This is a genomic window from Vibrio diabolicus, from assembly GCF_011801455.1.
GTDB classification, from domain to species: Bacteria; Pseudomonadota; Gammaproteobacteria; order Enterobacterales; family Vibrionaceae; genus Vibrio; species Vibrio diabolicus.
Genome location: NZ_CP042451.1, coordinates 485,903 through 499,225, shown reverse-complemented (window position 1 = coordinate 499,225; position 13,323 = coordinate 485,903). Strand labels below are relative to the sequence as shown.

Here is a 13,323-nt window from a genome sequence, read left to right as displayed (position 1 = left end):
GATTGACTAAGATTCAACCATCAACGTATCCATTAAAAGAGCGCTATGGAAAAGACATACAACCCAACTTCAATCGAACAAGCTCTGTATCAGACTTGGGAAGAGAAAGGCTACTTTAAGCCACACGGTGACACTACTAAAGAATCATACAGCATCATGATCCCGCCACCGAACGTCACTGGTAGCCTACACATGGGCCACGCGTTCCAAGATACGATCATGGATACGCTTATCCGTTGTGAACGTATGAAGGGTAAAAACACCCTTTGGCAAGTAGGTACTGACCACGCTGGTATCGCAACTCAGATGGTTGTTGAGCGTAAGATCGCTGCAGAAGAAGGCAAAACAAAACACGATTACGGTCGTGAAGCTTTCATCGACAAAATCTGGGAATGGAAAGGCGAATCTGGTGGCACTATCACTAAACAGCTTCGTCGTCTTGGCGCATCAGTAGACTGGGACCGTGAGCGCTTTACGATGGACGATGGTCTATCTAACGCCGTTCAAGAAGTGTTCGTACGTCTATACGAAGACGATCTAATCTACCGCGGTAAGCGTCTAGTTAACTGGGATCCAAAGCTACACACAGCGATTTCAGATCTAGAAGTAGAGAACAAAGATACTAAAGGCAACATGTGGCACTTCCGCTACCCATTAGCAGATGGCGCTAAAACAGCGGACGGCAAAGACTACATCGTTGTTGCAACGACTCGTCCAGAGACCATGCTAGGCGATACGGGTGTTGCAGTTAACCCAGAAGATCCACGTTACAAAGATCTTATCGGTAAAGAAATCATCCTTCCTATCGTTGATCGTCGCATCCCAATCGTGGGCGATGAGCACGCAGATATGGAAAAAGGTACTGGCTGTGTGAAAATCACACCTGCGCACGACTTCAACGACTACGAAGTTGGTAAGCGCCACCAGCTACCAATGATCAACATTCTGACTTTCGACGCGAACATCCGCGACGCAGCAGAAGTATTCAACACTAACGGCGAAGCAAGCGACGCTTACAGCACTGAGCTACCAGCTAAATACCACGGTATGGAGCGTTTTGCCGCTCGTAAAGCTATCGTTGCTGAATTCGACGAGCTAGGTCTACTTGAAGAAGTGAAAGATCACGATCTACAAGTTCCTTACGGCGACCGTGGTGGCGTGGTTATCGAACCAATGCTAACTGACCAATGGTACGTACGTACTGCGCCTCTAGCGAAAACCGCAGTTGAAGCAGTAGAAAACGGCGACATCCAATTCGTTCCTAAGCAATACGAAAACATGTACTTCTCTTGGATGCGTGACGTTCAAGACTGGTGTATCTCTCGTCAGCTATGGTGGGGTCACCGCATCCCAGCTTGGTACGACAACCAAGGTAATGTTTACGTAGGTCGCACTGAAGAAGAAGTTCGCAAGAACAACAACCTAGAGTCAGTAATTGAGCTGCACCAAGACGAAGACGTACTGGATACATGGTTCTCTTCTGCGCTATGGACGTTCGGTACTCAAGGTTGGCCAGAGCAAACTGACGATCTGAAAGTATTCCACCCTTCAGACGTTCTAGTAACTGGTTTCGACATCATCTTCTTCTGGGTTGCGCGCATGATCATGATGACCATGCACTTCGTGAAAGACGAAAATGGCAAACCACAAGTACCATTTAAGACAGTTTACGTTACCGGCCTAATCCGTGACGAAAACGGCGACAAGATGTCGAAGTCGAAAGGTAACGTACTTGACCCAATCGACATGATCGATGGTATCGATCTAGAGTCTCTAGTAGAGAAGCGTTGTGGCAACATGATGCAGCCTCAGCTAGCGAAGAAGATCGAGAAGAACACGCGTAAGACGTTTGAAAACGGTATCGAAGCATACGGTACAGACGCACTACGTTTCACTCTTGCAGCGATGGCATCAACAGGTCGCGATATCAACTGGGATATGAAGCGTCTTGAGGGTTACCGTAACTTCTGTAACAAACTATGGAACGCAAGCCGTTACGTAATGATGAACACAGAAGAGCAAGATTGTGGTTTTGGTGAAGGTGAGATCGAGTACTCTCTAGCAGACAAGTGGATCGAGTCTCAGTTTGAACTCGCAGCGAAAGCGTTCAACAACCATATCGACAACTTCCGTCTAGATATGGCTGCGAACACGCTATACGAATTCATCTGGAACCAATTCTGTGACTGGTACCTAGAGCTAACTAAACCCGTTCTATGGAAAGGAACTGAAGCACAACAGCGTGGTACTCGCCGTACACTAATCACGGTACTTGAGAAGACGCTACGTCTGGCTCACCCAGTGATTCCTTACATCACAGAAACTATCTGGCAAAGCATCAAGCCACTAGTTGACGGTGTTGAGGGCGAGACAATCATGCTACAAACTCTGCCTCAGTTTGACGAAGCGAACTTCCACCAAGAAGCGCTAGACGACATCGAGTGGGTGAAAGCGTTCATCACTAGCATCCGCAACCTACGTGCTGAGTACGACATCAACCCAGGCAAGCCTCTAGACGTTATGCTGAAAGCAGCGAATGAGAAAGACGCCTCTCGTCTAGAAGCAAGCAAACAAGTATTGATGTCTCTAGCGAAGCTAGAAGCAGTACGCGTGCTTGAAGCTGGCGAAGAAACCCCAGCGTGTGCAACGGCACTGGTTGGCAAGTCTGAGCTGATGATCCCAATGGCGGGTTTGATCGACAAAGATGCAGAGCTTGCTCGTCTAGATGGCGAAATCAAGAAGACGCACGGCGAAATCAAGCGTATCGAAGGCAAACTGGGCAACGAAGGCTTTGTAGCGAAAGCACCTGAAGCGGTTGTTGCTAAAGAGCGTGAGAAGCTTGAAGGCTACAAAGAGACACTAGCTAAGCTAGAAGAGCAGAAGACAACGATCGCTGCACTTTAAGCCTCAGTGAAAGAGAAGAACTAACACTTCTCACTTTGAATCCAAAGGTTGGCCATCATGGTCAACCTTTTTTGTATATCTTTCACCAAAAACTATCATCAATAGCTTTCCCCTATCGCAACAATACTCATCATCCATTAGCATTAATGAGAATTATTATCGACAATAAACTCATCGAAACAAACACGATTGAGTAATTATCATGAAAAAGACACTAACTTTCGCAGCACTGCATTTTACTATCGCATTTAGTGTCGCTTACGTACTCACAGGCGACATTTTAATTGGTAGTTTAATTGCCATGATTGAGCCTTCAGTGAACACCGTAGCCTTCTACTTTCATGAAAAGGCATGGGCAAAAGTCCCAGCACTTAAAGCTCGTCAGTGGATGACCAAATTAAAAACCGCAAGCTTTGCGACCGTGCACTTCAGCGTCGCTTTTACCGTGGTTTACTTACTAACAGGTGATGCATTTGTCGGCGGCGTAATGGCGATGCTAGAGCCGAGTTTGAATACGGTGGCTTACTACTTCCACGAGAAAGTATGGATGCGTAAATCATCAGCAAAAACTCCAGCACCGCAGTTTTGTTTACATCACCACGCTTAAACATGGAGGCTCACTACATCTCCTAACGAGCCAAATGACATTTATCATTGACAAAGTTGCGCACCGCAATTAATTTAATTGCGGTGCGCAACTTTATTTTTAGAGGTAAGTGATAATGAACGCTCGTCAACTCCGACACTACTCCCGTCAAGCCGTCCGATTGCTTGGTATGCTCGATAAACAATGCGGCGATGTCGCTCTTACCCCAGTACAAGCGCACGCGTTAGGTGAAATCCAATTGCAGCCATTGACCATCAACCAACTGGCGCAGCAGCTTAGTGTCGACAAGTCCAATGCAAGCCGCACCATTACTGGTTTGATTAAATTAGGTTTGGTTGAGAGCATCGAAAACCCGAAAGATAAACGAAGCCAACTCGTAGCACTCACAATTCAAGGACAGCAGGCGTTAGCGCAACTAGACCAACAACAAAACAGCTTTTTTGAGCAGTTACTTACACAACTTGATGACTGTGAGCAAGAACAACTCAAACTTGGTTTAGAGACTTACCTAAAAGGGCTAACAAAAGTGTGTCAGGCTGAGGAATACGTTCTTCGACCTCTGACTAAAGCAGACAACCCGCAAGTCGCAGATGTGATTCGTAAAGTCTCTGCTGAATACGGCTTAACCGCAGACAAAGGTTATGGTGTGGCCGATCCAACGCTTGATGATATGTATTCGGTTTACAATCAATGCGGCGCCGCCTATTGGGTCATTGAACATCGCGGAGAGATCGTTGGTGGCGGTGGCTTTGCCCCTTTAGCTGGTGAGCCAAATGTGTGTGAGCTGCAAAAGATGTACTTCTTACCTCAAACACGAGGACACGGTTTAGCCAAACGCATCGTCGCATTGAGCTTACAACTGGCGAAACAGTTTGGGTATCAGCAGTGCTATTTAGAAACAACCGAATGTCTAAGAGAGGCGGTAGGCTTGTATGAAAAGCTAGGCTTTGAGCACCTCAATGCCCCGCTTGGACAAACAGGGCATGATGCATGTGAAGTCGTAATGCTTAAGGTACTGTAATAAAAAATATTATCAGACGTTAAAGCACAACGTGGGTAACGCAAAGCTCCTGGCTCAATGCAACAGTGAAGTTTTGGCGTTGCCCATCCAATTCAACAGACAACTGATAGAGATCATTTGGATCAGGGTCATTAAGATCAGCATACTTTGGCGCTTCAATCTGGAATAAAGCGCTCGCATGCTCCGCTCGGACATCAATAGGAATATGGTAAGTCATGCCATTAAACTTTACCGCTGCTGACACTAGTCCTGGCGCAAATGTCTGGTAATACAAATCGACCTTAAATTCACACCCGCCACCATGGTGCCAAATCTGCTCGGTTGCCACGCGATCTAAACGCACGTTGCGAATAAACTGCAAGTACGGTTCTTGCCACACGCCCAGTCGCTCATCACTTTTCTTATATTGATGTTCAGAAAGCGGGCACAGCTCTGGCTTATCCTCATCGAATAAAAGATCTTCTTCTTCCTCTAGGAACAATATCTCAAAACGATTACGCCCCATTTGCATGTATGGGCGAATGTCTTTCTTATACACACTTTGCGAGCCATCACAATCAAACACAGCCACGCCGTTCAAACGTACCTCCGCATGGTAATCAACACCACCCATTACCATTTCCACTGCAGGAAATGCCATCATCGCCTCATCCACTTCAATGTCATGCATCAGGTGCCACTCTTGCTGACGAATTGCTTCTTCCGTCAATTCATCAGGCAGGACCAGACTTAAAGGGGCGGGAAAAGTGATGTCATCCTGTGGAATCGAGAGGTCCGTCAGTGGAGAGACTTGCCATAAACCGGCGAGTGAGAGTTGCATATACACCTTGCGCTAGATCAATTTTCACGCATTATAGGGAGAAATCCCCTATAAACTCAATGTGAATTATTTATCACCTCCACATACATCTGTTGTTGGATGCCATTTTCAAGGTATAAAAAACCAGCGTTAAACGCTGGTTTTTCTAAAAGAGGTGAGCTTTGATTACTCGTCGTCTTCATCTTCTTCAGGGTAAAGCGCATCTTCCCCTTCGTAGTACGTACCCCAACCGTCATAGATGATGTCGTATTTTTCTGCCAAGTGAATCAGTTTTTCAACTTGCGCATCAATGGCTTCTGCGTCTAATGCTGATTCCATGGTTGCGTCACAGCAAAGCAACTTGTTGCCATCTTCATCTTCAGTTTCTTCCGCTTCAAGCACTTCAAAGCCCATCTTGAATGCTTCAACTACCGCTTTTTCTAGCGTGTCAAAATCTTCTGCAAACAGGTGGTGCTCGATTTCGTATAGCGAATCTGGATCGCTGCCATCTTCTAGCAATGCTGCAATGATATCGCGAGTCTCTTCCTTTTGAATCTCAATTAATTCTTCTACTGATAGATATTCATCTTCGTGAGACATGTTTTGGCTCCAGATTAGTTACTTGATAGAAACACTATACCCGATACTGAGTATGCTGATCCGGTGAAATATGGCATGGATTGCGATGAAAAGCCACAAACAAACATCATACTACCGCGATTCTTATCGGTTATTTGAATATAAATATTAAACCGACCATGCAAAGAAACAAAAAATTAACAAAAAATGGCATTTTTTAATATTCAGAACATCCTAACTGACACTTAATGCGGTTATTTTCTCTTTCTGTGCGTGTTTATGGCGCTTTCTTGAATACACTCACGTGTAAAACGAAGAAGCATAACGAATAAATTTACTTCAATAATGCATAATTGAGAATAAAAATGCACGTTTTATGCACTGTGCATGTATTCTTTCTCAATGGGAAAATTAGAATAAAAACGCACGCTCTCCACATTTCACAAAATAGAATTTAAACCCAAACCAAAACTTCATTAGCAAAACAAACAAAACTAAAATCTAAAAAACAATAAAAAATCAGAATATAGGCAAAGCGTAGTAATTTGCATCTTTCTAGGAAGCTTGTCATAACTAACGGCTGGAAAATTTGTAAGGATACAAAATGAGCAAGCTGTACGTTGGATCAGAAGTTGGTCAACTTCGACGAGTTCTATTAAATCGCCCAGAGCGCGCCCTAACCCACTTAACTCCATCAAACTGTCATGAATTACTGTTTGATGATGTTCTTGCTGTAGAAGCGGCAGGTGAAGAGCACGATGCGTTCGCACGCACGCTACGCGATCAAGATGTAGAAGTGCTTCTCCTCCACGATTTACTGGTCGAAACCCTCGCCGTTCCAGAAGCAAAACAGTGGCTGCTAGATACTCAGATTTCTGACTTTCGTTACGGGCCAACCTTTGCGCGAGACCTACGCCAATATTTTTCAGAAATGGATGATGAACACCTTGCCAGCATATTTTTAGGTGGCTTAGCTTACTCAGAGCTGCCGATCACCTCATCTTCTATGCTGCCAAAAATGAAGCGTCCGCTGGATTTTGTTATTGAGCCACTACCTAACCACCTATTTACGCGTGATACCTCATGCTGGGTTTATGGTGGTGTATCGCTCAACCCAATGATGATGCCTGCACGCCAACGTGAGACAAACCACTTACGTGCGATTTATCGTTGGCACCCAATTTTTGCTGGCCAAGACTTTATCAAATACTTCGGTGATGATGATCTGCATTATGATAATGCGAATGTCGAAGGCGGTGATGTGTTGGTTATTGGTAAAGGTGCAGTTCTGATCGGTATGTCTGAGCGCACGACCGCGCAAGGTGTAGAAAACCTTGCAGCGAGCCTGTTTAAGGCAGGACAAGCAACCGAAGTGATTGCGATTGATCTGCCTAAACACCGTTCATGCATGCATTTAGACACCGTTATGACCCATATGGATGTGGACACGTTCTCTGTTTACCCAGAGATCATGCGCAAAGATCTCGACACATGGCGCTTAACACCAAAAGGCAATGGTGAAATGCATGTTGAAGCATCTCATAACTACCTGCATGCGATTGAATCTGCTCTTGGCTTAGATCAGCTGAAAATCATCACCACTGGTGGTGACAGTTATGAAGCTGAGCGCGAACAATGGAATGACGCCAATAACGTTCTTACCGTAAAACCGGGCGTTGTGATTGGTTACGAACGCAATGTATACACCAACGAAAAATACGACAAAGCTGGTATCAAAGTACTGACAGTCCCAGGTAACGAGCTTGGCCGTGGCCGTGGTGGCGCCCGCTGCATGAGCTGTCCGATAGAGCGAGACGATATATAACCAATTCGTCCTTTTACATTAAATGAATAAAAACTAAGGTTGATGTGAGTGCATCAACCTTTTTTAGTTTCACGCAAAAATAATTATTCACAAATAAAGCATTTATATGTTTTAATGCATTCTATTAATTCAATCACACGTACTAAGGGACGAGCTATGGCTTTCAATTTACGTAACCGCAACTTTTTGAAGCTATTGGATTTCTCAACCAAAGAAATCCTGTTCTTGCTCGAACTGTCTGCAGAGCTAAAAAAAGCAAAATATGCAGGAACAGAGCAGAAGACACTTCAAGGTAAAAACATTGCACTCATCTTTGAGAAATCTTCGACTCGTACCCGATGTGCGTTTGAAGTCGCAGCTTTTGATCAAGGCGCTCAAGTCTCTTACATCGGCCCTTCTGGTTCTCAGATTGGCCATAAAGAATCAATGAAAGACACCGCACGCGTCTTAGGTCGCATGTATGACGGCATCGAATATCGCGGCTTTGGCCAATCCATTGTTGAAGAGCTTGGCACTTATGCTGGTGTTCCAGTGTGGAATGGTTTGACTGATGAGTTCCACCCAACCCAAATCCTTGCCGATTTCCTTACCATGCAAGAGCACGGACGCGGTAAGCAGCTGCATGAAATGACCTTCGCTTACCTAGGCGATGCACGCAACAATATGGGCAACTCGCTCATGGTGGGTGCCGCTAAAATGGGCATGGATATTCGCCTTGTCGCGCCAAAAGCGTTCTGGCCTGAAGAAGATTTGGTGGCAACTTGCCAAACTATCGCGCAGCAAACTGGTGCAAAAATCACATTAACTGAAAGCGTGGAGGAAGGCGTGAAGGGTTGTGACTTCCTTTACACCGATGTTTGGGTATCTATGGGTGAATCCGCTGAGGCATGGGATGAACGTGTGGCTTTAATGACACCATATCAAATCAATATGGACGTGATTAAACAAACGGGTAATCCACATGTGAAGTTCATGCACTGTCTTCCGGCTTTCCACAATGATGAGACCACCGTCGGCAAAGAAGTCGCTGAAAAATACGGCATGAAAGGCCTTGAAGTAACAGAAGAGGTATTTGAGTCAGAATACTCCATCGTATTCGACGAAGCTGAAAACCGTATGCACACTATCAAAGCCGTGATGGTAGCAACATTAGGAAGCTAAACTAGCAAGCCAAAACAGCCGCTAAAAACCATGATGTAATCGCTTGCGCTCACGAAAGTTAAGCGTATAATGCTCGGCAATTTGTCTGAGGATTAAGAAATGACCAAGCTAATTGCCGACATGAAAACGCGATTTGCTCTAGCTAAGCGACTACGCTTACGTGGTGTTATTTTCGTTAATTCTATTGAATTTTAAAACCTCCCCATTTGGGGAGGTTTTTTTATGTCCAAAATTCCTTTCGGCAATTTGGATGTAGTCATCAATGTTATAGGGAAGAAGATCATGGCGAACTCGCTTTACCAGAAGCACATCATCTCTATTCCAGAGCTTTCACGTGAAGAACTGGAACTTATCGTAGAAACAGCAGGCAGCCTTAAAAAAGCACCTCGACCAGAACTGATTAAAAACAAAGTCGTTGCCAGTTGTTTCTTTGAACCATCAACACGTACACGTTTATCGTTTGAAACAGCGATTCAACGCATTGGTGGTGACGTGATTGGCTTTGATAATGATGGTAATACCTCTCTGGCGAAAAAAGGCGAAACACTCGCAGATTCAGTACAGGTCATCTCTTCTTACGTCGATGCCTTTGTGATGCGCCATCCACAAGAAGGCGCCGCTCGCTTGGCCTCTGAATTCTCAAATGGCGTGCCAGTGATCAACGCTGGTGACGGTGCAAACCAACACCCAACTCAAACGCTACTCGACCTATACACCATCGCGGAAACACAAGGTCGTCTAGACAACTTGAACGTCGCGTTCGTCGGTGACCTAAAATATGGCCGCACGGTGCACTCTCTGACTCAAGCCTTAGCGAAGTTTAATAACATCCGCTTCTTCTTTGTTGCACCAGAAGCATTGGCAATGCCAGATTACATCTGCGAAGAGCTAGATGAAGCTGGCATTCAATATAGTCTGCACACGGACATGGAGAGCGTGACTCCTGAACTAGATATTCTGTACATGACACGAGTACAGAAAGAACGTTTTGACGAATCGGAGTACGCGCACATTAAATCGGCGTATATTTTGACAGCTGCCTTACTCGAAGGGGCGCGCGAGAATCTAAAAGTACTCCACCCACTACCACGTGTGGATGAAATCACAACCGATGTTGATAAAACGCCTCATGCTTACTTCTTCCAGCAAGCTCAAAATGGCGTATACGCTCGCCAAGCACTGTTGGCGCTTGTTCTAAACGAAACACTGTAATCGAGGAGAAAACCCATGGCTAAAGAAACTCAATTGCAGGTAGAAGCAATCAAAAATGGCACGGTCATCGACCACATCCCTGCGCAAATCGGCATCAAAGTACTAAGACTGTTCGATATGCACAATTCATCACAGCGCGTTACGATTGGTCTGAACTTGCCATCATCAGCACTCGGTCATAAAGATCTACTCAAAATCGAAAATGTGTTTATTAATGAAGAGCAAGCGAGCAAGTTGGCGCTGTATGCTCCTCACGCGACCGTGAACCAAATCGAAAATTATGAAGTGGTGAAAAAGCTCGCATTAGAGCTTCCAGAGCGCATTAACGATGTCTTCGAATGCCCAAATTCAAACTGTATTTCTCACAATGAACCAGTAGAAAGCAGCTTTAGCGTATTCGAAAAGAAACAAGAAATCCGCCTAAAGTGTAAGTACTGCGAGAAAGTGTTCTCACGTGAGATCGTAACCGAACGATAAACACACCGTACGACTAGTTTAAAATACCCCGCAATGCCGGGGTATTTTACTCTTTACCTACCACGGGTTTAGAGGCAAACTGAGAATCTTTATTCCCTACAACTGATGGAAAAATCAAATGACGAAAGTACTTCACACTGAATCTGCACCAGCAGCAATCGGTCCTTACGTTCAAGGCGTAGATCTAGGTAACATGGTTCTTACTTCAGGCCAAATCCCAGTAAACCCAGCGACAGGTGAAGTGTCTGCTGATATCGCAGAACAAGCTCGTCAGTCTCTAGAAAACGTAAAGGCTGTAGTTGAATCTTCAGGTCTTAAAGTATCTGATATTGTAAAGCTAACGGTTTTTGTTAAAGACCTAAATGACTTTGGCACAGTGAACGAAGTTTACGGCAAGTTCTTTGATGAGCACGGCGTAGCAAACTACCCTGCACGCTCTTGTGTAGAAGTGGCTCGCCTACCAAAAGATGTTGGCATCGAGATTGAAGCAATCGCTGTTCGCAAATAATTGCACTTGCTGACAAACATAAAAAAACGGGTAGCTCAGGCTACCCGTTTTTTATTGTCTTTTCGTGATGATATCGCAGTAAAACTTAAGCAGCGTTGCGCTGTTTGACTTCTTCATCTAACGATTCAAGCTTCTCTTTCATCTGTTCACGACAGATATTCGCTAACTCGCGAATGCCCTCTTTACCATAGCCTTCAGTGCTGATTGGAGGTAGCATTTCAACAATCACATGACCATTGTTCCAACGGTTCAGCTTAATTTTATTCGTCGAGCTACATACGATAGGAATGATTGGCACACCTGCACCAATTGCCGCATGAAAAGCACCTGTTTTGAATGGCAGCAAACCACGCCCACGAGAACGCGTGCCTTCTGGGAACATCCACACCGAAACATCACTTTCTTTCATGCTGCTCACGACCTGATCGATAGTACCTTTTGCTTTAGAGCGATTCGCTCGGTCAATCAGGATGTTACCCGTAAGCCAGTAAAGCTGACCAAACAGTGGCATCCAAGCCAAGCTCTTTTTACCTACTGTCACAACTTTCGGGGTCACAGCAGCAGAAACAGTAAACATGTCCCAGTTGTTCTGGTGGTTAGCAATGTAAACATGTTGTCCGCGTGAATACGCATCTTCAGGGATACGCAGCTCTAACTTAATCCCAAATACACGAGACATCTTGGCAAACAAGCGGCCAAAAGTGAAAACGTGCTTAGGGTTTCGGGGGCTTAACAGGCAGTAACCACAACCACCAATAAACATAACAATCGCAAAGATAGCGACAGCAAATACACGTAACAGTGCAATCATTCTTGTTCTCCAGGAACCGGCTTTTGCCAGATACAGCTATTAATTTCTCTCTTTCCATAAAGGATAACTATGGTCATGAGAGTGATATAAAAAAGCCGAAACTCAGGTTTCGGCTCTCTTGATATCCAAGTTACCTGCGGTGCAGTTTAACTTGCCTCGCTCACTCGCTCAATATTTGCGCCAAGTGCAGCCAGTTTATTTTCGATTTTGTCGTAACCGCGGTCGATATGGTAAATACGATCAACGATGGTTTCGCCTTTAGCAATACAGCCCGCAATTACCAAACTAGCCGAAGCTCGTAGGTCGGTTGCCATCACTTGCGCACCACTTAATGACTCAACATCACCACAGATAACGGTGTTGCCTTCAATCTCGGCTTTCGCGCCCATACGCATCAATTCTGGTACGTGCATAAAGCGGTTTTCAAAGATAGTCTCAGTGATCACGCCGCCGCCTTTAGCCATCATGTTTAGTAGCGTAAATTGCGCTTGCATATCGGTCGGGAAGCCTGGATGCGGCGCTGTACGTACACTCACTGCTTTCAGCTCGCGATCAGTCATATCAACTGAAATCCAATCTTCACCCGTTTCGACAAGCGCGCCAGCTTCTTCTAGCTTGGCTAAAACCGCTTCAAGCAAATGAGCGTTAGTGTTACGACATACTACTTTACCGCCAGATACCGCGGCAGCGACAAGGAATGTTCCCGTCTCAATACGGTCGGCAACCACGTTGTGTTTACAACCACCTAGGCGCTCAACACCCTCAATCGTGATCGTATCTGTGCCTGCACCAGAAATTTTTGCACCAAGCTTATTTAGGAAATCCGCGGTGTCTACAATTTCAGGTTCACGCGCCGCGTTGTCTAGCGTTGTAGTGCCTTCAGCAAGTGCTGCAGCACACATGATGGTGATCGTCGCGCCTACGCTGACTTTATCCATCACGATGTGCGCACCTTTTAGACGACCATCAACCTCAGCTTTAACGTAACCATCTTCAAGCGTAATCGTTGCGCCAAGCTGCTCTAGGCCAGAAATATGCAGATCAACAGGACGAGCACCGATAGCACAACCGCCAGGTAGAGAAACCTGACCTTGACCAAATCGCGCTACGAGCGGACCCAAAGCCCAAATAGAAGCACGCATGGTTTTCACCAAATCATACGGTGCGCAGTATTCAGTAATGCTACTAGGATCGACGTGAACAGAACCATTACGGCTTACTTTCGCGCCTAAACGCTTAAGCAGTTCCATGGTTGTATCGATATCACGAAGGTGTGGCACGTTTGCCACTTCTACAGGCTCTTCCGCCAAGATAGACGCAAATAAAATCGGCAGTGCTGCGTTTTTTGCACCGGAAATGGTCACTTCACCAACGAGTGGTTTATCTGACCCAATAACTCGAAACTTTTCCATCAATAAA

At 45.4% G+C, this 13,323-nt stretch carries 13 protein-coding genes; 9 read left to right on the top strand and 4 right to left on the bottom strand.

Annotated elements, in window-relative coordinates; translation table 11 throughout:
- Positions 1 to 45: 45 nt before the first annotated feature.
- From FR741_RS02380 to FR741_RS02370, 3 genes are all read left to right on the top strand, one after another.
- A complete protein-coding gene (locus FR741_RS02380; RefSeq protein WP_109170275.1) occupies positions 46 to 2,904 on the top strand; it encodes a valine--tRNA ligase in 2,859 nt (952 codons plus the stop codon).
- A 202-nt stretch (positions 2,905 to 3,106) separates the two neighbouring features.
- Positions 3,107 to 3,511, top strand: a complete 405-nt coding sequence (locus tag FR741_RS02375; RefSeq protein ID WP_005397464.1) for a DUF2061 domain-containing protein — start codon at positions 3,107 to 3,109, stop codon at positions 3,509 to 3,511.
- Between the two features lie 115 nt (positions 3,512 to 3,626).
- Entirely contained in the window at positions 3,627 to 4,532 is a 906-nt protein-coding gene (locus FR741_RS02370; RefSeq protein ID WP_167426227.1) for a bifunctional helix-turn-helix transcriptional regulator/GNAT family N-acetyltransferase, read from the top strand.
- A gap of 19 nt (positions 4,533 to 4,551) precedes the next feature.
- Here FR741_RS02370 and FR741_RS02365 read toward each other — a convergent pair whose 3' ends face one another.
- Together FR741_RS02365 and rraB are read right to left on the bottom strand one after the other, a co-directional pair.
- Entirely contained in the window at positions 4,552 to 5,352 is an 801-nt protein-coding gene (locus FR741_RS02365) for a glycosyl hydrolase 2 galactose-binding domain-containing protein (protein ID WP_046873612.1), read from the bottom strand.
- A gap of 165 nt (positions 5,353 to 5,517) precedes the next feature.
- Positions 5,518 to 5,931: a ribonuclease E inhibitor RraB gene (gene rraB, locus FR741_RS02360; protein WP_005381081.1), complete on the bottom strand. Its 414-nt coding sequence runs from the start codon at positions 5,929 to 5,931 to the stop codon at positions 5,518 to 5,520.
- Positions 5,932 to 6,514: 583 nt separating this feature from the next.
- On the opposite strand from rraB, the gene arcA reads away from it, so the two are divergent.
- From arcA to FR741_RS02330, 6 genes are all read left to right on the top strand, one after another.
- Complete coding sequence (arcA, locus tag FR741_RS02355) at positions 6,515 to 7,735, top strand: arginine deiminase (RefSeq protein ID WP_006742359.1); 1,221 nt, start codon at positions 6,515 to 6,517, stop codon at positions 7,733 to 7,735.
- Between the two features lie 156 nt (positions 7,736 to 7,891).
- On the top strand, positions 7,892 to 8,896 hold the full coding sequence (locus FR741_RS02350; RefSeq protein ID WP_167426226.1) for an ornithine carbamoyltransferase: 1,005 nt from the start codon (positions 7,892 to 7,894) through the stop codon (positions 8,894 to 8,896).
- A 99-nt stretch (positions 8,897 to 8,995) separates the two neighbouring features.
- A complete protein-coding gene (locus FR741_RS02345; protein WP_031780631.1) occupies positions 8,996 to 9,091 on the top strand; it encodes a hypothetical protein in 96 nt (31 codons plus the stop codon).
- An 87-nt stretch (positions 9,092 to 9,178) separates the two neighbouring features.
- On the top strand, positions 9,179 to 10,108 hold the full coding sequence (gene pyrB, locus FR741_RS02340) for an aspartate carbamoyltransferase (RefSeq protein WP_167427058.1): 930 nt from the start codon (positions 9,179 to 9,181) through the stop codon (positions 10,106 to 10,108).
- A gap of 15 nt (positions 10,109 to 10,123) precedes the next feature.
- Positions 10,124 to 10,585, top strand: a complete 462-nt coding sequence (pyrI, locus tag FR741_RS02335) for an aspartate carbamoyltransferase regulatory subunit (RefSeq protein ID WP_005381086.1) — start codon at positions 10,124 to 10,126, stop codon at positions 10,583 to 10,585.
- 118 nt (positions 10,586 to 10,703) lie between these two features.
- Complete coding sequence (locus FR741_RS02330) at positions 10,704 to 11,093, top strand: RidA family protein (RefSeq protein ID WP_005381087.1); 390 nt, start codon at positions 10,704 to 10,706, stop codon at positions 11,091 to 11,093.
- Positions 11,094 to 11,178: 85 nt separating this feature from the next.
- On the opposite strand, the gene FR741_RS02325 is transcribed toward FR741_RS02330, so the two are convergent.
- On the bottom strand, positions 11,179 to 11,904 hold the full coding sequence (locus tag FR741_RS02325; RefSeq protein ID WP_005381088.1) for a 1-acylglycerol-3-phosphate O-acyltransferase: 726 nt from the start codon (positions 11,902 to 11,904) through the stop codon (positions 11,179 to 11,181).
- A gap of 146 nt (positions 11,905 to 12,050) precedes the next feature.
- Positions 12,051 to 13,316 carry a UDP-N-acetylglucosamine 1-carboxyvinyltransferase gene (gene murA / locus FR741_RS02320; RefSeq protein ID WP_046873610.1) on the bottom strand — a complete coding sequence of 422 codons (1,266 nt, stop codon included), beginning with the start codon at positions 13,314 to 13,316 and terminating at the stop codon, positions 12,051 to 12,053.
- Positions 13,317 to 13,323 lie beyond the last annotated feature (7 nt).

Excerpts from the sequence above, each read along its gene's own strand:
- FR741_RS02365 (WP_046873612.1), bottom strand. The coding sequence starts at position 5,352 with ATGCAACTCTCACTCGCCGGTTTATGGCAAGTCTCTCCACTGACGGAC.
- FR741_RS02345 (WP_031780631.1), top strand. The coding sequence starts at position 8,996 with ATGACCAAGCTAATTGCCGACATGAAAACGCGATTTGCTCTAGCTAAG.
- pyrB (WP_167427058.1), top strand. The coding sequence starts at position 9,179 with ATGGCGAACTCGCTTTACCAGAAGCACATCATCTCTATTCCAGAGCTT.
- FR741_RS02325 (WP_005381088.1), bottom strand. The coding sequence starts at position 11,904 with ATGATTGCACTGTTACGTGTATTTGCTGTCGCTATCTTTGCGATTGTT.
- FR741_RS02370 (WP_167426227.1), top strand. The coding sequence starts at position 3,627 with ATGAACGCTCGTCAACTCCGACACTACTCCCGTCAAGCCGTCCGATTG.
- arcA (WP_006742359.1), top strand. The coding sequence starts at position 6,515 with ATGAGCAAGCTGTACGTTGGATCAGAAGTTGGTCAACTTCGACGAGTT.
- FR741_RS02330 (WP_005381087.1), top strand. The coding sequence starts at position 10,704 with ATGACGAAAGTACTTCACACTGAATCTGCACCAGCAGCAATCGGTCCT.
- FR741_RS02350 (WP_167426226.1), top strand. The coding sequence starts at position 7,892 with ATGGCTTTCAATTTACGTAACCGCAACTTTTTGAAGCTATTGGATTTC.
- FR741_RS02380 (WP_109170275.1), top strand. The coding sequence starts at position 46 with ATGGAAAAGACATACAACCCAACTTCAATCGAACAAGCTCTGTATCAG.
- rraB (WP_005381081.1), bottom strand. The coding sequence starts at position 5,931 with ATGTCTCACGAAGATGAATATCTATCAGTAGAAGAATTAATTGAGATT.
- murA (WP_046873610.1), bottom strand. The coding sequence starts at position 13,316 with ATGGAAAAGTTTCGAGTTATTGGGTCAGATAAACCACTCGTTGGTGAA.
- FR741_RS02375 (WP_005397464.1), top strand. The coding sequence starts at position 3,107 with ATGAAAAAGACACTAACTTTCGCAGCACTGCATTTTACTATCGCATTT.
- pyrI (WP_005381086.1), top strand. The coding sequence starts at position 10,124 with ATGGCTAAAGAAACTCAATTGCAGGTAGAAGCAATCAAAAATGGCACG.